Source organism: Cupriavidus sp. 05T41 (assembly GCF_056396525.1).
Window position 1 is genome coordinate 1 of the sequence record NZ_JBFTLQ010000045.1, and the last position, 19,476, is coordinate 19,476.

Genomic DNA, 19,476 nt, shown 5'->3' on the forward strand with positions numbered 1-19,476 from the left:
TTGAACCAGAGCGTCCACAGTGGCTTGCAGTTCGCTTCGTGTGTCCATGATGTTGCTCCGCGCAGGTGACATGAGAACAAGCATTAGCTMGCAAATGCAATTGTGCAAGCGAGCCCGGGGCCCGTGGCCGGTGCTTTGGTGGCCGCCCGAACGCTTCGCGCAGCTTTCCCTTCGCCCGCGCCAGCCCGTCGGGCGGGCATTCGATCGAATTCGCGCCCAGATTCAGGCGAACGATGGCAAGCTGCTCCGATGGCCATTCAATCCGCGACAGAGGATTTCTGTACAGACTGATCGCCTTGAATTGGTCGGCGCGGCGACCATAAAGGCAGATGTCTTCGAGCAGATTCTTGAAAAGCCCCTAGCCCGATTTTGGGGGAACAACATGCGGTGGATGCCCATCTCTCACGACAGCTTTTTGTTGTATTTTCAATACATCCAAAGCGAGGCCGCCTGGCACATATAGGACGACAGTGATTGCCATCACGTGCCGCAAGATGCACAAAAGTTTGGTGCAAGTATTACATGGTGCACATTACGCGGAAAGCGGTGGAATCGCTTGCATGTTTTTGTTGCGAGCAGCTCATTCCATTGGCGTTACGGCCACAGCTATGCCCCTAGCAGATCCGCTAATCGCACATTTCCAAGAGCGCCTTCTTCGGGCATCTGGCTTGTGCCGTGTAAAGTAGTTGCGCACGCAATCGGGCAGAACTCATGGTTTCCGCAGAACGGCGATTGACACGGACTGCGGGGCGGAAAGACGGGGTAGAAGGACAATGTTTTCAGAGCAGGTTGGAGAGATGTTTGCGGCACTGGCGGAATTAACACCGCCTCAAATTGAAGACTTGCGGGCGATGATGGATACGCTGAACGGTGAGGGTATTCGCAATACAGGTCAGCCTCTGGCCGACCGTTACGACGGCGGCACGCGTGTTGGGAACAGTGACGTTCTGGKCCAGCAACAGCGGATGTTTTACCGCGATAGCGACAAATCCTTGAACGCTGACAGAGGGGCACCAAGTTTTCGGCTCAGTAAGGCCAGCATGTTCGTTGGCACCGATTCTCTCCCGTGCGATCTTAGCGGAACGACCTACGTGCTTCCGGCGGCCAACATGGAGACCTGCGGAGTCGTTTCCGCGCTCAACGCTCGCGATTCCGTTGACAAGCCTCTGGACGCCAACGCTGCCACTGTAGCTGTGCATGCGGTACTGGCTGGCGGCGACGCACACGAAGTGCATGGCCAATCGCTTGAGGCAGCGGATGCCTCTTCAATCGAGCCGGAAGAAACAGGGCTGACCCACTGCCAAGGCGCGGTTGTCGCAACCGATCATTGACGGTCTGACGGTCAAAGCGACGATCCAGCCAAGTCARCCACCGGTCGACCGCGTCGCGTAGGTCTTCCAACACGATAGGCCCTTCGCGCAGTGACTCGATCCAATCGACGAACTCATATTCACTGTGTTCGTCCCTGGCCTCCAGATACCTCTCGATCCCGCCCATGTCCTCGGGTGGACATGGCCCGAAACCCGCCACGCAACGGGGCAGCCGAGCAGGATGTTGCCGCAGCATACGCCGCTCCATCCGTATCTCGTGGCGCCACCACGCGTTGAAGTCATACACGTAGACGAAGCCTTCGTGTTCGCGGAGATGAAACGCGGTCAGCGGCAGTTCGTTATCCACGGTGCAGAACTGCAAGACGCCCTCATGAACTTCGCCGTAACGCCGGCCACGAATACTGAACGTGTGCAGATGTTCGTCGGCCCAGCCCATGACGACCTGGATGACATTGTGCAATTGCCCGAGCGTCAAGTGCTCGGGAACGAGGACGCGTCGCCAAACCGACGGGCTGAGGCCGCGCAGAGCAATGCGAAGTTGAAGGAGGGAGGTCGCCGGCCCGGGATCGGAAGCCATGCGCGTATTTTAGGTGCCTCATTGGCCTCTCGGCGGTGGTCCGGTCGCTCGCCCCCGTTTTGGCGCGGTCTCCTACCGGGAGGCCGGCGGCGGCGCCGTGGATCCGCGCACCACCAGCTCGGGGCGCAGTTCGATGACGACACTGGCCGTCAGCGGCTTGGCGATCCGGCGCAGTAGCAGCTCGGCGGCCTGTTCGCCCATGTCATGCACGGGTATCCGGATGGTCGTGAGCGGCGGCGTCAGCGCGTCGACGAATGGCATGTCATTGTGGCCGACGATGGATACGTCTTCCGGGCAGCGGATGCCGCGTTCGCGCAAATAGTCGTAGCAACCCATGGCAACGAGGTCATTGCCCGCGGCGATGGCGGTCAGGCAAGGCAGGGCCTCGAAGAGTTGCGCGCAGGCCTTGCGACCCGCTTCACGCGCGTAGCTGTCAGCCTCGACGACCGCATGTTCACCGCGACGCAGCCGATGGCGCTTGACCGCGTGCAGGAAGCCCTCGCGGCGCGACTCCCCGGTCGAGGTACTGGCCGGGCCGGCAATATGCCCGATGCAGCGATGTCCCAACGACACCAGATGGTCGACCGTCAACCCCATGGCCAGCGCACTGTCACTGACCACGCACGACGCCCTGCCCGTGTGTTCGCCGCGATTCACCATCACCACGGGGATGCCGACCTTCACGCAGTAGTCGAGCAACGGATCGTCTCGCTCGGCGGTCGCGAGAATCAGCCCTTCCACCTGCCGGGCCAACATCTGTTCGACGACAAAGCGCTGGCGGGCACGCTCAATGCCCGCATTCACGACAATCGGCACATAGCCCATCCTGGCAAGCACCGACTCGATTCCCGCCAGAATCGGCGGAAACACCGGGTTGGCGATATCGGGCAGGATTACGCCAACCAGCCCTGAGCGTTGCGTACGTAGCCCCGCCGCAATGCGGTTGGGACGAAAACCGCGTGCCTCGGCCAGCTTGAGGATGCGCGTGGCGACCTCCTCGGCCACAAGGTGGCGCGTCGCGGGGTTCATCACGCGCGATACCGTGGAATAGTGCACATTGACCTCTGCGGCGAGGTCTTTGATGGTCACGCGTTTGCGCTCGGACATGGGACGGCGGAAGCCAGGCTGGATCGTTGAGATGCGCCATTCTAGCGTCTGCCGCGCTGGCGCCCGTCACTCTCCGGCGCGCACCCCCGATTGCTTGACCACTGGCGCCAGCTTGACGATCTCAGCCTGGATATAGCTGGCAAATTCCTGAGGCGTGCTGGATCGGGGCTCCGCGCCTTGCGCAGCTAGGCGCTCGCGCACGTCGKGGGCGGCCAGCGCCTTGCCGATCTCGGCATTGAGGGCGCTGACAATCTCCTTCGGGGTCGAGGCCGGCGCCAGGATGCCAAACCAGGAGTCGAATGCATACCCGGGAAGCCCCGATTCCGCCACGGCGGGGATGTCGGGGAGCGCAGCGGCACGCTTCGGCGTGGTCACGGCCAGCGCACGGAGCCTGCCCTGTTTGACGAATGGCATCGCCGATACGGTAGGCGCGAACATCATGTCGCCACGCCCGGCCATCACATCGGTCAGTGCCTCGCCGGTGCCCTTGTACGGAATGTGCATGATGTCGATGCCCGCCTGAATCTTGAACATCTCGCCGCTCAGGTGCGTGGAACTGCCCGAACCGGCCGAGTCAAAGTTCATCGCGCCCGGCTTGGCCTTCGCCGCCGCGACAATGTCGCGGACCGACTTGTACGGACTGGCGGCATTGACCACCAGCACATTCGGGACCGAGGCCACCAGCGATACCGGGGCGAAGTCCTTCAACGTGTCGTAGCCCAGCTTCGGATACAACGTGGCATTGATCGCATGCCCCACCGAGACCAGGATCAGGGTGTAGCCATCGGGCGCGGACTTGGCAACCGTGGTGGCGCCCAGCGTACCGCCGGCGCCCGGCCGGTTGTCGACCACGACCTGCCAATGGCCGCTCTCGCCCATCTTGGTGCCAATGATCCGCGCCAGGATGTCGGTGGCGCTTCCCGCGGAAAATGGCACGACCAGCCGAATCGGCTTGGCCGGATACTGGGGCTGCGCGCTAGCGAGCGTCGGCATGGCGGCGGCCAGCGCCAGCGCCAAAGCCGCAAGGCGACGGAAAACACGGGGCCGGAAAGCAACGGGGCGGAAAAACAGTCGAATCATGATGGTCTCCTCGCAACAATGTCCTGTCCGGGCGTCAGAAGAAGTGCCGCATGCCGAACGCGATCGCTTGCGGATCGGCGCTGGCCTTGACGCCAAGCTCGTTGATGGCAAAGTCGTAGGTCGCGTTTTTCTTGTTGTTGATGTGGCTGAAATACGCGTAGAGCGCCGTGCGCCTGGACGTCTTCTTTCGCATCTGGGGTCTCCTCCTGTTTCTATGGATGGTGTGCAAACGTTTGCAAAGGCAAACAAAAAACACTACGGTGCTGCCCGCGCGGGATACGGCATCGCCAGCAGCAGCATGGCCGGCAGGTTGAATGGATTGGTGACCTGGCGGGCCTCTCCCGGCGCGAGCCTTACCGAATCGAACCGCCCTAGGGTGACGCTCTCGGACGGGGTCCGGATGCAGACCTCGCCTTCCAGGACGACGTAGTGCTTTTCGACTGGCGACGCATCGAGCGAGGTATGGCCGCCTGGCAGGATGACGGATACGCCCATCCACAAGGCATCCGAAGGGCCCGCCTCATGCCCCTGGAGACGCAGGCACTGCATGCCCTCGTGGTTGGCCGGGTAGTAGGCCGGCGCCTGCGCAAATCGTGTCGTATTCATGGCGTCAGCACCACGCGCTCGGTGGCGCCTTGCAGCACGGCGCGATAGGCGTCCTTGGCATCGGCCAGCGCATACGTATAGTCCGGCAACACGGGGAACGGCTTGAGCTTGCCGGTGGCGAACATCGGAGCCAGCGCGTCGAGAATCCCGGCACAGGCCTGGCTGTCCATCGCCAGGGTGTCCACGCCCACGTAAGTGTGCTGCCCCCGGTAGAACGCGAAGATATCGAACGGCACCGGCTTCTCGATGGTCGAAATGAAGATCTGCGTGGCGCCGATTGCCATGGACAGGTTGGCCTGTTCGAAGTAGGGACTGCCCACCGTGTTGTAGACGATGTCGGCGCCATGGCCACCGGTTTCGTCGCGGACCACGTCGGAAATGGTCTCGCGGCTGGAGTCGATCATGCGCACCGGGCCGCTGGCGTGGCCACGATACGGCCCCGCCTTACGCTCCACGGCGAAGACGCGCGCGCCAAGCGCGGTGGCGATCTGGATCGTCGCCTGCCCGACTTTGCCGTTGCCACCGCCGACCAGCACCACGTCACCCGCCTTGGGCATGCCAGCACGCCGCAGCCCTTCGTATGCCGTAATGAATGGCACGCCCACCGCACCGGCTTCCATCAGCGACAGCGTTTCCGGCTTGGCACGCACGGCGTCAATGCCGATGCGCAGGTACTTGCCATGCGTGCCATCCCGACGGATGCCGAGCTCGCCGCCGCTTCCCCAGACCTGCTGGCCGATCCATTGGCTCGGTCCGTCGATGACGACGCCCGCATAGTCGCGTCCCGGCGTGCGCGGCCAGATCGCGTGCGGCATCAGGCCAAGCGTGGCCTTCACATCGCTGGGATTGACGCCCGCGCTGGCCACTTCGACGATGCACTGGCCGATGCCAGCCTCCGGTCGCGGCATCCCGACCAGCGACAGTTCGAGCGCATCGATGGTCGGAGCTTTCTGGTGAACCTGAATGGTGTTCATGATGAATKGGATAACAAGAAACGTGGAGGATTTGGGACTTCTGGAACGGTCAGGCTTCGCGCAGGCCCAACTGCACACGCGCGTCGGACGCGGAAGCGATCTCGCCGCCAAGCGACTTGACGATGTCACGGGCCTTGGCCACGAGCGCTGCGTTGCTAGGCGCCAGAACGCCCTTCTCGAGATAGATGTTGTCTTCGAGACCGACACGCACGTGACCGCCGGCCAGCCACGCCTGCGCGACGATCGGGAATTCGGCGCGACCAATGCCGAATGCCGACCATCGCGCGCCTGGTGGCAGCATGCTGCGGGCATAAAAGATCGTCTCCGGCGTGGCGGCAAAGCCGTACTTCACGCCCAGCACGAAAGTCCAGAGCCCGGGACCATCGAGCACGCCATCACGTATGAAGTCGAGTGCCAGATTCAGATCGCCAGAGTCGAAGATCTCCAGCTCGGGCATGACCCCTGCCCGGCGGATCACTTCTGCCATCTTGCGTACGTTTGCCGGCGTGTTGATCACCACATCCGCACCCGAGTTCATGGTGTTGAGATCCAGCGAGCAGACATCGGGACGCAAGGCCGCAATATGCGCGACGCGCTTGAGCGGATGCAACAGCGTCGTGCCAGGCGCGGCCACGCGCGGTTCGTTCTCGTCGGGCACGAAGCGTCCGCCCGGCCCTGTGGTGAGATTGATGATCAGGCTGCGATTGCGGGCGCGAATCCGGTCGATGACGTCGGCATAGTAGTCGAGCTCCATCGATGGCCGCCCAGTCTTCGGGTCGCGCACGTGAATATGCGCAGCCGCAGCGCCGGCCTCGGCGGCCTCGAGCGCGGCGTCGGCGATCTGGGCCGGCGTCACTGGCAAGCCGGGGTGCTGCTCGGGTGTCACGATATTGCCGGTCACCGCGCAGGTAATGATGGTCTTTCTTGCGTGCATGGACAATTCGAAAAATAAGGGCTTGAGGAATAGTCAGCCGAGCTGGCGGCCGCCGTCGACAACAATGGTGGTGCCCGTGGCGAACCGCAGCGACGTGGCACATGCAGCGATGGCATCCGCCACGTCTTGCGCATGGCCGATGCGGCGCAGCGGCGTGGTTTTGGCGGCCCGGTCATTGAACGTGCTGTCGCGGCCGGGTACAAAGGCCGTATCGACCACGCCCGGAGAAACATTGAGGACGCGAATCTCGGGGGCCAGCGCCCGGCCCAGCGACATCGCCATCACGTCGAGGCCGGCCTTGGCGGCACAATACGCAACGTTGCTGCCCTGCCCCGTGCGGCCCGCAATCKAGCCAACATTGACGACCAGGCCGTCGCCCCCGGCTCGCAATGCCGGCGCGAAGGCACGAATCGCCGCGAACTGGCCCCGCCAGTTGACTGCGAACAGTTCGTCGATCAGGGTGTCGTCGAGGGCGTCGAGATCGCCGTGTGGAATGGCGCGTGTGAATCCTGACGTATTGACGAGAATGTCCACGCGGCCATAGTGGTGCTGCACATCGGCAGCCAGCTCCCGAAGCGAAGCGCTATCGGCCACCTCGGCATACGCGGCCATATGGTTGCCGGCAGGCAGGCCCTCGACCGTTTTCGCGGTGCGATCGGCATTGCGACCGGTCAGCACCACGCTGGCGCCCAGATTGGCCAGCGCGCGGCCTGTGGCAAAGCCGATACCGCCGGCTCCGCCAATGATCACGGCAACCTTGCCGGAGAGTGTAGTAATGGTCATGGTGTGGCGCAGTGAATAGGTGGACAGCCTTGTGTATMAGTCGATCAGTMGATCAGTCCATCAGCCGATCGGAGGTGTTGGAAACGTCTGCTCGCCGGGTTCGAGAGTGAAGTCGAACTGCAGCGTGTAGTACGGCGCGGGCAGGTCGCCCCAGGGGCTCAGCCCCGTGTCCACAAGCTGGAACGCGCCGACGAGTTGGCGATGCACACCGAACGTGACATCGGTCTCCAGGATGTCGGAGTCGTCGGCAAAGACCTGCGTCACGAGCGTGCGATATCCCGGTGCGGCAACGATGAAATGGATGTGCGCGGGCCGATACGGATGCCGGTGCTGGGCGGCAAGCAACGTGCCGACCGGGCCATCGGTGGGAACCGGATAGCCGGCGGGACGCACCGTACGGAAGTGATAGTTGCCGTCGGCATCCGCGTGAAACATGCCACGCAGGTTACGGTCGGGTTGGCGCGGGTCCTGGTTGTCATACAGGCCGACTGGCGACGCCTGCCAGACTTGCACCATCGCACCAGGCAACACCGAGCCGTCCGTGGCACGCACCGTGCCGCTGACGAACAATGGCAAGCCGGGAGAGTCGTCTTGCACCACGCAGTCACCGCACTGGTAGCGCGGCGCATTGGCGCGATAGAACGGTCCCAGCAACGCGCCGGGCGTGCGGCCACCCTGCGTGCTGTTGTTGATCGTCGTGACCAGCGTCGACAGGCCGAGTACGTCGGCGGCCAGCACGACTTCATTGTTGGTGGCGTGCGTCGCGTGCCCCAGCGCGGCGATGAACGCCAGGCCTCGCTCGAATTCCTCGTCGGTGGGCCTGACCTCGCGGAGGAAGGCGTGCAAATGCGATACCAGCGCGGCCATCACGGTCCGCAGGCGATCGTCCTCCGTCCTTGCCATTGCCTGCACGACGACCTCGGTCACCGACGCCTCCCCTTCGATCAGGGCAAGCGCACTGACCGGCTTGGGCGCCGGCTTGGCGTGTTTCGTCTCCATAACCATCTCCTTCTTTTGCAAACGTTTGCATTATGATCGGTTCCGCGCGAATGGCAAGCACGGAAGCGGAGACGGAAAGTGGCTGAATATCTACTTGCGCGTGGAAAACACCGCGAAATCAAGGCGCCGACGATGGCATCCGGTCAAACCCTAGCCATGGCTGGGAACGGATTCAGGCCTCAGCGTGGCAAACCTCTCCGAGGTTGTGCCCGTTCGGGCCAATGACGAAGGCGGCATAGCAATTCGCGCGATAGACCACGGCGACCTGCTGGCGACTCTCGGCCGTGAAGGCCAGATGCAGGTGCGCCGGTTTCTCGTCGGCATGCCGCCGACTCATAGATTCTTGCTTAAATCGTAGTTATACGGATCCGTCGTGAATCGCTGCGATTGCTGGGCGCTCAGCGTCTGGCTGGCACAGCCAAACACGCCAAGCGTCAGTACGCAAAGGATCGCTGCGGCGAGCTTTCTTAACATGATTCCCCCTCAGCCAAAGAATGCCCCTGCGGGCGAGGTTGAATTTTTATCTTAGTGTCTTATTCAGGTTCCAGCCGAAAATTTCGAGGCTAATGTGCCATATTGCGCACACGACATTTGACATTATCTTTTTCGATTTTAAAGCCCGGCATTGTTTGCAGGCTGCCTTCTCCGCTGTCAGAAAATAGTGCTGGCTGTCTCACATCAGTTCTCGCAAGAAGACCTTGTACAGATGAGGGAGAGTGATCGAACAGTCGTGCGATCTGACAAAGCGTGTGGCCATTGCGCCGCCCCGCCCACATTATTGCCATCAGAAGGGAACATTACAGACTCTGCATTCTTCGCGCATCAGGGCAGCGAAACAGTTCGAACCCGAGCGACGCAACCGAAAACTAAGCGGACGATCCGGTAAGTCCGTGGATGCTTGGGCAGCCAGGAAAAGGGCGAATTCGTAGAAGATCGTATGCCAATGAACACGGAGAAATCAGGATGCACAAAGAAGTCATGTTTGAGTCGGATGAACTGCAACTCACGGGGGCCTTGCATTTGCCCGCCGATCTCGCCGATGGCGAACGTCGCCCTGCCATCGCAGTMTTGCATGGATTCGGCAGCAACAAGGATGACGGCATGGTGAAATTGGCCACAAACCTGTTTTCGTTGCTCGGCTATGTGGTCTTACGCTTTGACATGCGTGGCTGTGGCACGAGCGACGGCKAACGTGGCAAGGTACTGTGTGAGGATCAAGTCTGCGATACGCTCAACGCTGTCAGTTATTTGCAGAGCCTGCCCGAAGTGGACCCGGCGAAAATTGCCGTGATGGGGCACAGTTTCGGGGCTGCTGTTGCCGTCCATGCAGCCGGCGTGGATCCTCGTATTGGCGCTTGCATATCATCAGCCGGTTGGGGCGACGGGGCGGCAAAACTCCGCCAGCAACATGCTGGTCCGGGTGCCTGGGAGCGCTTCGAGGCAATGGTGCAAAAGGGCCGTGCGCAGTTGGCTCTTGGCCATTCGATGCAGGTCTCGCGCTTCGATATCGTGCCAATTCCTCCGGAGATGCGTAGCAATCTGCCTGCTGGGAGTTTTATGGAATTCCCGTTCGAAGTGGTAGAAAGCATGCTGCGCTTCCAGCCAAATGCCGTGGTTGGCAACATCGCTCCGCGTCCGCTCCTCCTTTTGCACCCTGCGGATGATTMAGTTACCCCCACGGATCAGTCGATCGGCTTGTTCCGCAACGCAAAGATGCCGACGGAGTTGCATCTGCTGTCGGAAATCGATCACTTCATTTTCTCCGATGACAACCGTGCGGCGCTGAATCTTGTCACGGAATGGCTGCACAAATTCTTCCCGGCTCGCAGCATGCGTTCGGAGGCGGCATGACTGCGCGCCCACCAAGCTTGACCAGCGGCACTGATCTACAAGCCCTTGCCAAAGCGCTGCTAGTCTCCGCCGGCCTTGAGGGGTCGGCTGCGGCCCTCGTGGCAGAAGGCCTGGTATGGGCTGACATGCGTGGTGCGCCAGGACATGGCGTATCTCGCATCCCGCAGTACATTGCGTGGTTGACCTCCGGCGAGATGAATGGTCAGGCGCATMCGCGTGTCGGGCTCGATTTGCCCGCCTTGATGGTCGTCGAAGGCGATCGCTGCGCCGGCGCGCTGGGCATGCGCTTCGCCGCCGGGCGAGCGATGTCCGGCGCAAGGCAAAGCGGTGCCAGTCTGGTGCTCCTGCGGGAGACGACGCATACCGGCGCTCTTGGGTTTCACACAGCGCATGTGGCCGGCGCAGGAATGTTCGCCATGGCGATGGCCGCGTCGGCACCACTCATGGCGTACCATGGCGCCGCTGTGGCAGGCGTCTCGACAGCGCCAGTGTCAATGGCGAGCCCGGGACTGGACTCGCCAATCGTGTTCGACATGGCGTCGGGTGCCATTGCTTTCGGCAAGCTGATGCAGGCACGTGCTAGCGGGCAAGCGCTTGAGCCGGGCTGGGCAATCGACGCCATGGGCAATCCGACCACCGACCCGCACAAGGCAACGACCCCGCTGCCACTTGGCGGCCCGAAGGGTTCCGGCTTGGCGCTGATGGCGGAGATCGCGTGCAGCCTCCTGACCGCCCACCCCATCCTGGCGCCGGCGCTGCAGGCCGGAACCGCCGCGCGTGGCCACACGCAAAACGCGTGGATGCTCGTTGTGGACATCGCCCAGGTGGTCGACCCAGCCGTGTTTCATGCGCAGCTAGCCGATCTGACAACTGCCATCCACGATCTCCCCGCTTCTGCCGAGGGGCCTCCACGGCTGCCTGGAGAGCGCGGCCATGCCGCTGCAAAGGAGCGCAGCGTCAACGGGATTGCGCTGGCGCCGGCGACCGCAGACGCGCTCCGGAACCTCGCCCGCCAGGCAGGTATCTGCACTCCCTGGGTATAGCAATGCGCGCCGTGGGGCTGACAAAGCACAAAACAACATCTCCCTTGACGATATCGCGGGTCTGACATAATCTCGCTGCAAACGTTTGCACCAAAAAGGGGGGCTCGTGGTGGGCGCACAAGCAATTTGTGCGCTTCGTGTCTACGGTTTGTCCGCCTGCCCTCTTGGCGGTTTGAGGAGACACTTGAATGGAAAAAGACCGTCAGATACGGATCGTCCACGGCGGCTTTGGTCGTGCCACCCTGCATCGCATCTCGGGACCGTTGGTCGCCCATGCCCATGCGGAATTTCATCTGATCTTCAAGATCGGTGGCACGGACGCACATTTCAAAATTGACAATCAACCAGCAACGCTTACCGACAACTGCGCCCTTCTAATCAACCCTTGGGAGACCCACGCGAAGAGTTCGAAGGAAGGACCGCCTTCCCTATTGCTGGCTTTGCTGCTGGACCCGGAATGGCTTGGCCGGACGCTCGGCGTGGACAATCCAGCCATCGCGCTACGATTCCGTGACACGCAGGTACGAATGGATGCAGATACCATCGCGTCGCTGATGATGCTTGGTACGTACCTGGCCCGCGATTTGACTGACGACGCAAGAATCGGGGCGTTCGACTGCGAGGTTGCCATCGCGGAGCTGGCGCGCAAAGTGTCCGCCGATCATCTCCAGCGGAGGTCAATGACCGAAGTGCTGGCAAACACGAGGCCACTGGACTATCGGATAAAGCGTGCGACCGAATTCATTCGGAGCCACGCGAGCGAGAATCCTAATGTTGATATGGTCGCCAGCGCCGTGGGCATGTCCCGCAGCCGGCTCTTCCACCAGTTCAAGGCTTGCATGGGCATCTCGCCTCAACAGTATCTCGATTGGATCCGCATAGGCATCGCCACGCAGCTACTGGCAGAGAGGCACGCCACCATCGGTGACGTCGCTCATCAACTCGGATTCAGCGCGCAAGGGCATTTTACGCGCTTCTTCGTCCAACACCTGGGACTCAGCCCTTCGGAGTTCCGCCGCACCGGCATACCAGGCAGTGCGGCGGCGGACTGAGGCATACGCCCGGCACGCACTGCGCTCAGCCGCGTAGAGAACGTGACAGCTTTTCCTGGATCGCGGCATCGAAGATAGCCTTTGGCAGCATGCCGTGCACGGTCTTCGCAGGAATCGAAGTGTAGTTGCTGTTCGTTTGGTTCGAATACTGCGTGATGCGGAAATTCGAGGTGATGCTGGCAAGCGAATAGACATCTTGTCGATCCATGCCGGTCGCGGCGMTTACCCAGTCAAGCATCTGCCGCAGGCTCGCGACCAGCGCCTCATCGAGGTTCTTGCCGAAGCCAAGGATGATCCAGTGACTGGGCGTCTCCGCCATTGGCAGCGCCAGGGGCCGTTGCTTGTGCAGGATGTACTGGATCTGCATGTCTTCCATCGCTGTTTCGATGGCGGTCTGATTCACCACGCCGTCGCCTTGCGCAGCATGCGAATCGCCAGTCCAGACCATCGCACCTGGCCGCTGGACGGGCAGGAACAGTGACGTCCCTTCGACCAGTTCCCGCAATACCAGATTACCGCCGTACGGGCCGCTGAGAATGCCACTGACCGGCTCGTCGCCCGCCGGTTGCACGGCCATCACGCCTTGGAACGGCGCGAGCTTGATGCGGATGCCCGGCGCGAACTCGGTGTATTGACGGTTCTCTTCGAACTTGAAATAGCGCAGGTACGGCTTGGAAAAATCGCTCGGCAGCGCGYCGACGCCTTTGGGCGCCGAGTTCCAACCCCAGCCAATTGGACGCAACTTGACCATCCGGCACTCCACCACATCGCCGGGCATCGCCCCACGCACTTCAACTGGTCCGATGTTCGAGTACGGTCCCTGCGGAAATCGCTTGCGCACAGGTTCTCGATCCTCGTAGCTCATGCCATACTCTGCCCCGTTTGCCCAGTTGACCCATGTATTGGGATACTTCACAAGATCGCCCGAATCGATGCTGGCGATGGGCGCGGCTTTTGGGTCGAGAATGCCGACGCGCACGGTTTCGTTGGCGGACTCGATCCGGTGGGTCTTGCCGGGCCGGATCACGGGCAGGGCATTGGTACCTGGCGCAGCAGGCGGCACRCTCCGCCCTGCCGTCGCCTGAGCTCCCGCTTCCAGCGCAGCGGCACCGAGTCCAAGCGCGCCGGCTGCCTTGAGCCAGTGTCTCCTGTCGATCTTCATGGTTTTGATTTCCTTTCATTGAGCCATCCGGGCATCCGGGCATCAGCTCGGTGCTGGACGGCGATGTGCAACAAATTAGAGAAGCTGCGCCAAGTACTGCGCAACCGCGACAATTTCCTCGTCGGTCATCAGCGGCACCAGCAGGCTCATTAGCTTGCCCGGCCCGCCGCGCGTGCCCGACTTCCATGCGTGCAGTTGCTTCACCACGTAGTCTGGCTGCTGGCCTGCAATACGCGGAAAGTCGGGCGCGATACCCTCTCCGTTGGGCCGGTGGCACGAAACACAAGCCGGCAGTCCACTGGCGGGATTGCCCTTCCAGTAGATTGCCTTGCCGGCCTCGACCAGTTGCGGCCGGGCGGCCTGGCCGTGCGCCGGCGGCTGCTGGCTGAAATAGCGCGCCACCTCGCGCATCTGCGCGTCGCTCATGTTCTGGACCACTGCAGCCATGGTGGCGTCCTGACGTAGCGCCGGCCCGTTGGCGCCACCCTTGAACTGCCGCAGTTGCTTGAACAGATAGTCCTCGTTMTGGCCAGCCAGACTCGGATAGCCTTTCCCGGTGCTCTGGCCAGTGATGCCATGGCACGCGGCACATACCTGCTCGACCACGAGCCGCGCGGGTGACGCGTCGCTCGATTCCGACGCCGCTTGAGCGAGCGACGGCAAGGCCAGCGCGCACAACGCCAGCGTGCAGGCAATCAGCCGCCGGCGAACCATGGGAAGTTTCACGTCTGAGCTCCTCGCAACAGGGTCGTCGCCCTGTCTAGTTCAGATATCCACCGGTCTTGGCTACGATCTGATGCGCGCGCTGCGTCTCGCGCGTCAGTCGCGTAGTCAGCCCGGCCACGCCGGCCTGACTGAAGGCGGTGTCGACGCTCAAGCCTTCCATCTTTGCGCGGATAGCAGGATCGTTCATGATCGCGCGAATCTCGGACCGCAGGGTATCCACCACCGGTGCCGGCGTGCCCTTGGGGCAAAATACGCCATACCAGACTGTGATGTCGTAGCCGGGAATACTCTCTGCTACTGTCGGCACCCCTGGCAACGTCTTGAGACGACTCGCGGCACCCACGGCCAACATCTTCAGCTTGCCCGATTTCACATGCGGAATGTACTCAAGCAGAGGGCCCGTCGCCAGGTCAATGTGACCAGCGATCATGTCGTTGATCGTCGGGCCACTGCCCTTGTAGGGAATATTGGTAATGTCGACCCCGGCCATCGTCTTGATCATTTCGAGCGGATAGCTGGCCGGGCCGCCGTAGTTGATCTTGCCGGGGTTGGCCTTGGCGTAGGCAATCAACTCAGGGACAGACTTGTAAGGCGTGTTTGGATTCGTGACGAGCACCAGCGGTGATTCGCCCAGCGGCGCGACAGGCAGCACGTCGCGCGTCACGTCATACGGAAGCTTTCGATAGAACGCCRCATTGACAGCATGAATGCTGTTCAGAATGCCAATGGTGTGGCCGTCTGGCGCAGCGCGTACCAGCGCTTCCGCACCAATGTTGCCACTCGCACCTGGCCTGTTTTCCACGACGACAGGTTGTCCCAGCGTGGTCGACAGGCGCTGTGCCACCGTCCTGGCCAGTACGTCATTGATGCCGCCCGGCGGAAACGGCACGATGAAGACCATGGGCTTCGACGGCTTCCAGTTGGCCTGTGCGCTGGGGTCAGCCGATGCCGCACTGGCGGCGCCAGCCCACGTCCCGGCGATCGCCGCCGACAGTGTCGCGATCACCGCAGCAACGACGGCGACACGCTTGGTTTTCTTCATGGGTGCGGTGCGAAATGTTGAAGACGTTCGACTTGGCATTGACTCTTATCTCCTCGTGAATCTCTGTACGTGGGCGGCTGCGTTTGCCCGATTCGTACTCTACTGATTCGAGCAGAAGTCGCTTCCCAATTTGGGGAGCCGTTTACCAAAACGTCCTCCGTTCTGCGGCTCCGATACATCCGCCGGCCACTGCMGCATGCCGCATGGACAGGTTCTTACCGGATGGTCCGAGAACTTGCAGGCGGATCGCTGGTGACGCCGGCCGTCATGCAATATGGACGCCCATCGATAAGGGGAGGAAACGTAATGCTTMACACCGAGAAAAAAGATGTGGTCTCCATCGGCCACGGCCCAAACCATGTTATCGCCCTGCATGGGTGGTTCGGTCATGCACGAGGCTGGGGGCCCCTGGTAGATGTACTCGAYGTCGAGCGATTCACCTACGCCTTCATCGACTACAGAGGCTATGGGACCCGGCAGAACATGTTGGGCAGGTTTGACTTGCAGGAGATCGCCACGGACGTGTTGAACTTGGGCGACGAGCTGGGTTGGCATCGCTTTTCGCTGATCGGTCATTCCATGGGAGGCAAGGCCATGCAAGGCGTCGCCTTGCTGGCCCCCACCCGGGTCCAAGCTATGGTTGGCATTGCTCCGGTGCCGCCGACACCGACACCGTTCGACGCGCCGACACGCGCCCTGTTCGAGCGCGCCGCGAACGAACTGGAAGCACGAGCCGCTGTCCTCAACCATTCGACCGGCGATCGTCTGAGCCGATACTGGGTGGACAGGATGGCCCGCGCTTCAACGCGGCATGCCGATGTCAACGCCTTTGCCGCTTATTTCCGGGCCTGGGCGGACACCGATCTCTCTGCAGACATTGCGGGCACCAGCATCCCAACGCTGTTGCTGGTGGGTGAGCATGACCCGTCGCTGACCACTGATGTCATGGCACAGACGTACGGGAAGGCGTTTCGCGATCTGACCATCGATGTCATACAAAACGCCGGACACTATCCGATGGATGAAGCCCCAGTGGACCTTGCTACGCGGATCGAGCGATTCCTGATCCAGCGCCACGGCCTGTAACTGACGCAATATGTMACGTGCCCCGAGTTGCTCGGGGCAGGCTATCAGATCAGGGGGCCTCGGTGGCACCGATTGCTGCCAAGCCGCGGCGCCCGACCTCTTCGTCCGCATCCGAGGGCCCGCCGCTGACTCCGATTGCGCCGACAAACCGGCCTTCAACATATACACCCAGGGACCCTTGCGACGGGAAGACCGGTCCGCCATACACAAGGGAGCTCATCTGGCCGAAAACGATGGGGTTTGCCTGATATCGTTTTACAAGCTCGGCTCCAGACACTCCACCAGTCGCTGCTGAAGCGATTGCCTTGCCGCGTGCGACATCAAACGTCGCAAACGGCGCCCCGTCCATTCTTACGCCGCTTAGAAAATGGCCGGAAGCGTCGACTATGACAATGCTGACAGCTAGTTTTCGGTCCTTGGCAAAGCGACTGGCGGCATCCGTAAGCCGAACCGCTGCGTCCGCGCTAAGGGTCTGCAACTGTGTCGTGTCTGCCGCAGACGCGACCGACGCGCAGATAAAGTGCATGCCCAAGACCAAGGCGATACCGGGAAGCTTCATGATTTTCCTATGATTGATGTCTCTTCGAGGCACCGTATCAGGCCGGCGCCAGTGCCGGCCTGACGGCCTGGATCAGAAGAGGTGCCGMATGCCCATCATGACCCCGCGCGGATCGCTCACGCTGGTCGCAGTGACCCCGTTCGGGATGTTGGAGAACGTGTAGTTTGCAAGATTCGTATTCCAGATCTTGCTTGCGTTGGCATAGAGCGTAGTGCGCTTCGACATGGCGTACTGGTAGCCGATCGAGGCCTGCTGCCCACGATTCGGTGTGCCCACCGATTCTTGAAAGCCATACGCCAGCAGCACCAGGCCAGCTCCGCCCACAGGAATGGTGGCGCCAATATGGAATCCGCGGTCCTTGAGGGTAGATTGCCCAGGTACCCAACGCGTAGCTTGGCGCACGTTCGCAAACAGCTTCACCAAGGGAAATTCATAGGTGGCGCCAAGTGCGCGCTCGTCCCGATCGGCACCCGCCACGGCACTAATGCTGTAGGTGCGTTMGTATGCGACGCCCAGCCACAGGGGACCGCGCGAATAGGTAAGGCTGCCGGCCGCCAACGTGTCGGCATCACGTGGGGCGTCGGTCCGTTCAGCGCCGAACGAGTAGATGGCGCTCCCCTGCAGCCCGCCAAGCTCCGGGCTCTCGTACCGGATAGAGTTGTCGGCACGTGCGGTCAAGCTACTGCCAGCAGGACCGCTATTCTGCAGGCGTCCCAAGGGACCATATGGCGAGAAGCCGAAGGCCGATGCCTGCCCCTCGATGTAGTAGATCGGCGTGTTCTGGCGGCCGAGTGTCACCGCGCCCCATTCGTTGCTGCTCAGACCGACCCAGGCCTGGCGCCCGAACAGACGACCACCTTGCTGCGCTGTGCCGCTGTCAAGTGCGAGGCCGGTCTCCAGCGTGAAGACCGCGGATACGCCCTTCCCCAGTTCCTCTTTGCCACGCAGGCCCCAGCGCGACTGATACAGGCCGCCGTCTTCCACGCGCGCAACATGGCTCGCACCGGTATTGACGTACTCCATGTACTGATCGGCTACACCATACAGGGTTACCCCCGATTCTGCTGCCGCGATGCCAGGTACCGCTGCAACCGCCATTACCCAGAGTGCTCCCATCCTCTTCATGCGCTCTCCTCCTGCTCCGTCCTGATTGACGATATGGTTCCTTCCGGCCTTTTACCGGTGAAGCAAGGGTATGAGTTGATGCTCGGCGGGTAATAACCCAATCGTCCCGTCAATTGGAAGGGTGTGCAGAATGCGACATCGGCTCAAGTCATTGCCAGGCGCGTTAAGCCAATGGGGAACCGCAGGCTTGAAAGCCGGATTTGGACAGCCGTTCAGAGTCRCGACGGGGAAAAAATCTCGACGGGCCAGCCAGCATCACTGTGCTGGACAGCCAACCGAAAGATGCGGGCAAGTTCGGCGCCGATGTGAACGAGGCTCGCCATCCGGGCAAGATCACCCTCGTGACCTTGACTATTACCGACGTGAGCGGCATACACCTGCGGCGGACCCTGTCCGGCCCGCAGCGTCTGCGATTCGCGGTCGGCGTGGCGCTGCGCGTACGCGTCGCCGTCCTGCGCCCTCAGATGCGCATCGACGATGTCATCCACATCGATCCGCGTGTGGGCACCCTGGCGCTCCAATTCCATCCAACGGGGTTGACCCGCCTAACCAGCTTGCCTGTGCCTCCAATATTGGCTCCGCCGCCACATTGATCGGGAACCCACAGAACATGCTGATCGGCCAGACGTTGCACATGCCGTTTTTCGCCTATGTTGGCGAGGCGATGGTGCCAGTCACCTTCGGACTTTTGGCAACTTGGGCATTGATTACTTGGCAGGTAAAGGGTCGCAGGTCGGCTCCCGCAAGCGCTGCGGGCACGTTTGATGAGGCGGCACGGCGTGCCGACGAAGTGCCGCTGGACCGCTGGCAGACTACCAAGGGACTCGCAGTTGCGGCAGTGCTACTCGTGGCGTTCCTTGTCGGGCTTTGGCCGCGCGAGCACGTGGCGCTCATCGGCGCGGGCGTGTTGTTGATGAACCGCAAAATGCATTCCACTCGGACGCTTGGCCTCGTCGACTGGGAGCTCCTGATCCTGTTCATGGCGCTCTTCGTGGTCAATCATGCGCTACAGCAATCCGGCGTCACCGCCGCCGTCATCAACGACCTCGCCGCTGCCGGTCTTCACCTCGACCGGCTTGCACCGCTATTCGGGGCCACCTTTTTTCTGTCGAACCTCGTATCGAATGTGCCGGCCGTGATGCTGCTACTACCGCTGGCGCAGCACGAGCTGGCTGGACCGCTCCTTGCCTTGGTCAGTTCGCTGTCCGGCATCCTGTTCATTAACGGACGAGTTCGGGCCACTGCATTCGGATACTCGAATTCAAAATCGGTCGCTCAAGCAGACGCGGGTGTCCTTTGCTCACTTGACACCGTCCCGCTAATGGGTGTCCGATAAAACGGGGTAACCCAAGGGCGGTCTGTTGATCGTGTTCTCGCTCGAAACGTTGCGCGAGCAACCCAAGAGCCTGTAAAGCCGTCGCAAGKGACGCGAGTGCGGC

General features: G+C 61.7%; 19 protein-coding genes and 2 pseudogenes. 6 read left to right on the forward strand and 15 right to left on the reverse strand.

Annotated features, from left to right (window positions below; translation table 11 throughout):
- The first annotated feature begins 773 nt into the window (after positions 1-773).
- Positions 774-1,331 (forward strand): hypothetical protein, encoded by a 558-nt coding sequence (locus AC1DKV_RS24295; RefSeq protein WP_477138205.1) that lies wholly within the window; start codon positions 774-776, stop codon positions 1,329-1,331.
- 157 nt (positions 1,332-1,488) lie between these two features.
- Here the strand turns inward: AC1DKV_RS24295 and AC1DKV_RS24300 are convergent.
- The 9 genes and pseudogenes from AC1DKV_RS24300 to AC1DKV_RS24340 form a co-directional block, all read right to left on the reverse strand.
- Positions 1,489-1,908, reverse strand: a pseudogene (locus AC1DKV_RS24300) (plasmid pRiA4b ORF-3 family protein); the annotation flags it as partial.
- A gap of 72 nt (positions 1,909-1,980) precedes the next feature.
- Complete coding sequence (locus tag AC1DKV_RS24305; RefSeq protein WP_441621635.1) at positions 1,981-3,015, reverse strand: LacI family DNA-binding transcriptional regulator; 1,035 nt, start codon at positions 3,013-3,015, stop codon at positions 1,981-1,983.
- Between the two features lie 66 nt (positions 3,016-3,081).
- Positions 3,082-4,008 (reverse strand): tripartite tricarboxylate transporter substrate binding protein, encoded by a 927-nt coding sequence (locus AC1DKV_RS24310; RefSeq protein WP_477138201.1) that lies wholly within the window; start codon positions 4,006-4,008, stop codon positions 3,082-3,084.
- Between the two features lie 121 nt (positions 4,009-4,129).
- Positions 4,130-4,273: pseudogene (locus AC1DKV_RS24315) on the reverse strand (porin); the annotation flags it as partial.
- 77 nt (positions 4,274-4,350) lie between these two features.
- The gene (locus AC1DKV_RS24320) at positions 4,351-4,701 is read right to left on the reverse strand and encodes a cupin domain-containing protein (protein ID WP_441621637.1); all 351 of its coding nucleotides are present in this window, start codon (positions 4,699-4,701) and stop codon (positions 4,351-4,353) included.
- Positions 4,698-5,675, reverse strand: coding sequence for a quinone oxidoreductase family protein (locus AC1DKV_RS24325; protein WP_441621638.1), 978 nt, complete (start codon positions 5,673-5,675; stop codon positions 4,698-4,700). Before AC1DKV_RS24325 ends, AC1DKV_RS24320 begins: the two co-directional genes overlap by 4 nt.
- Before the next feature lie 49 nt (positions 5,676-5,724).
- On the reverse strand, positions 5,725-6,609 hold the full coding sequence (locus AC1DKV_RS24330; protein ID WP_441643521.1) for a beta-keto acid cleavage family enzyme: 885 nt from the start codon (positions 6,607-6,609) through the stop codon (positions 5,725-5,727).
- Positions 6,610-6,642: 33 nt separating this feature from the next.
- Positions 6,643-7,392, reverse strand: coding sequence for an SDR family NAD(P)-dependent oxidoreductase (locus AC1DKV_RS24335; protein ID WP_477138179.1), 750 nt, complete (start codon positions 7,390-7,392; stop codon positions 6,643-6,645).
- A gap of 60 nt (positions 7,393-7,452) precedes the next feature.
- On the reverse strand, positions 7,453-8,391 hold the full coding sequence (locus AC1DKV_RS24340) for a dioxygenase family protein (protein ID WP_441621643.1): 939 nt from the start codon (positions 8,389-8,391) through the stop codon (positions 7,453-7,455).
- A 963-nt stretch (positions 8,392-9,354) separates the two neighbouring features.
- On the opposite strand from AC1DKV_RS24340, the gene AC1DKV_RS24345 reads away from it, so the two are divergent.
- From AC1DKV_RS24345 to AC1DKV_RS24355, 3 genes are all read left to right on the forward strand, one after another.
- Positions 9,355-10,242, forward strand: a complete 888-nt coding sequence (locus AC1DKV_RS24345) for an alpha/beta hydrolase (RefSeq protein ID WP_477138180.1) — start codon at positions 9,355-9,357, stop codon at positions 10,240-10,242.
- Positions 10,239-11,285 (forward strand): Ldh family oxidoreductase, encoded by a 1,047-nt coding sequence (locus AC1DKV_RS24350; protein ID WP_477138181.1) that lies wholly within the window; start codon positions 10,239-10,241, stop codon positions 11,283-11,285. The genes AC1DKV_RS24345 and AC1DKV_RS24350 overlap by 4 nt, the downstream gene beginning before the upstream one ends.
- 188 nt (positions 11,286-11,473) lie before the next feature.
- A complete protein-coding gene (locus AC1DKV_RS24355) occupies positions 11,474-12,337 on the forward strand; it encodes a helix-turn-helix transcriptional regulator (RefSeq protein WP_441621649.1) in 864 nt (287 codons plus the stop codon).
- A gap of 25 nt (positions 12,338-12,362) precedes the next feature.
- On the opposite strand, the gene AC1DKV_RS24360 is transcribed toward AC1DKV_RS24355, so the two are convergent.
- The 3 genes from AC1DKV_RS24360 to AC1DKV_RS24370 form a co-directional block, all read right to left on the reverse strand.
- Entirely contained in the window at positions 12,363-13,499 is a 1,137-nt protein-coding gene (locus AC1DKV_RS24360; protein ID WP_477138182.1) for an acetamidase/formamidase family protein, read from the reverse strand.
- Positions 13,500-13,574: 75 nt separating this feature from the next.
- Positions 13,575-14,225: a c-type cytochrome gene (locus AC1DKV_RS24365; protein ID WP_477138183.1), complete on the reverse strand. Its 651-nt coding sequence runs from the start codon at positions 14,223-14,225 to the stop codon at positions 13,575-13,577.
- A 34-nt stretch (positions 14,226-14,259) separates the two neighbouring features.
- Positions 14,260-15,267: a Bug family tripartite tricarboxylate transporter substrate binding protein gene (locus AC1DKV_RS24370; RefSeq protein ID WP_477138184.1), complete on the reverse strand. Its 1,008-nt coding sequence runs from the start codon at positions 15,265-15,267 to the stop codon at positions 14,260-14,262.
- Between the two features lie 306 nt (positions 15,268-15,573).
- Between AC1DKV_RS24370 and AC1DKV_RS24375 the strand changes: the two genes are divergently transcribed.
- The gene (locus tag AC1DKV_RS24375; RefSeq protein ID WP_477138185.1) at positions 15,574-16,353 is read left to right on the forward strand and encodes an alpha/beta fold hydrolase; all 780 of its coding nucleotides are present in this window, start codon (positions 15,574-15,576) and stop codon (positions 16,351-16,353) included.
- Between the two features lie 49 nt (positions 16,354-16,402).
- Here AC1DKV_RS24375 and AC1DKV_RS24380 read toward each other — a convergent pair whose 3' ends face one another.
- From AC1DKV_RS24380 to AC1DKV_RS24390, 3 genes are all read right to left on the reverse strand, one after another.
- Entirely contained in the window at positions 16,403-16,912 is a 510-nt protein-coding gene (locus tag AC1DKV_RS24380; RefSeq protein WP_441643522.1) for a GlcG/HbpS family heme-binding protein, read from the reverse strand.
- Between the two features lie 72 nt (positions 16,913-16,984).
- Positions 16,985-18,037: a porin gene (locus tag AC1DKV_RS24385; RefSeq protein ID WP_477138186.1), complete on the reverse strand. Its 1,053-nt coding sequence runs from the start codon at positions 18,035-18,037 to the stop codon at positions 16,985-16,987.
- A 212-nt stretch (positions 18,038-18,249) separates the two neighbouring features.
- The gene (locus tag AC1DKV_RS24390; RefSeq protein ID WP_477138206.1) at positions 18,250-18,564 is read right to left on the reverse strand and encodes a hypothetical protein; all 315 of its coding nucleotides are present in this window, start codon (positions 18,562-18,564) and stop codon (positions 18,250-18,252) included.
- On the opposite strand from AC1DKV_RS24390, the gene AC1DKV_RS24395 reads away from it, so the two are divergent.
- Entirely contained in the window at positions 18,558-19,373 is an 816-nt protein-coding gene (locus AC1DKV_RS24395) for an SLC13 family permease (RefSeq protein WP_441621720.1), read from the forward strand. The genes AC1DKV_RS24390 and AC1DKV_RS24395 overlap by 7 nt on opposite strands.
- Positions 19,374-19,476: the final 103 nt, after the last annotated feature.

Coding starts and splice junctions, on each gene's coding strand:
- AC1DKV_RS24305 (WP_441621635.1), bottom strand. CDS start 3,015: ATGTCCGAGCGCAAACGCGTGACCATCAAAGACCTCGCCGCAGAGGTC.
- AC1DKV_RS24320 (WP_441621637.1), bottom strand. CDS start 4,701: ATGAATACGACACGATTTGCGCAGGCGCCGGCCTACTACCCGGCCAAC.
- AC1DKV_RS24325 (WP_441621638.1), bottom strand. CDS start 5,675: ATGAACACCATTCAGGTTCACCAGAAAGCTCCGACCATCGATGCGCTC.
- AC1DKV_RS24330 (WP_441643521.1), bottom strand. CDS start 6,609: ATGCACGCAAGAAAGACCATCATTACCTGCGCGGTGACCGGCAATATC.
- AC1DKV_RS24340 (WP_441621643.1), bottom strand. CDS start 8,391: ATGGAGACGAAACACGCCAAGCCGGCGCCCAAGCCGGTCAGTGCGCTT.
- AC1DKV_RS24355 (WP_441621649.1), top strand. CDS start 11,474: ATGGAAAAAGACCGTCAGATACGGATCGTCCACGGCGGCTTTGGTCGT.
- AC1DKV_RS24380 (WP_441643522.1), bottom strand. CDS start 16,912: ATGAAGCTTCCCGGTATCGCCTTGGTCTTGGGCATGCACTTTATCTGC.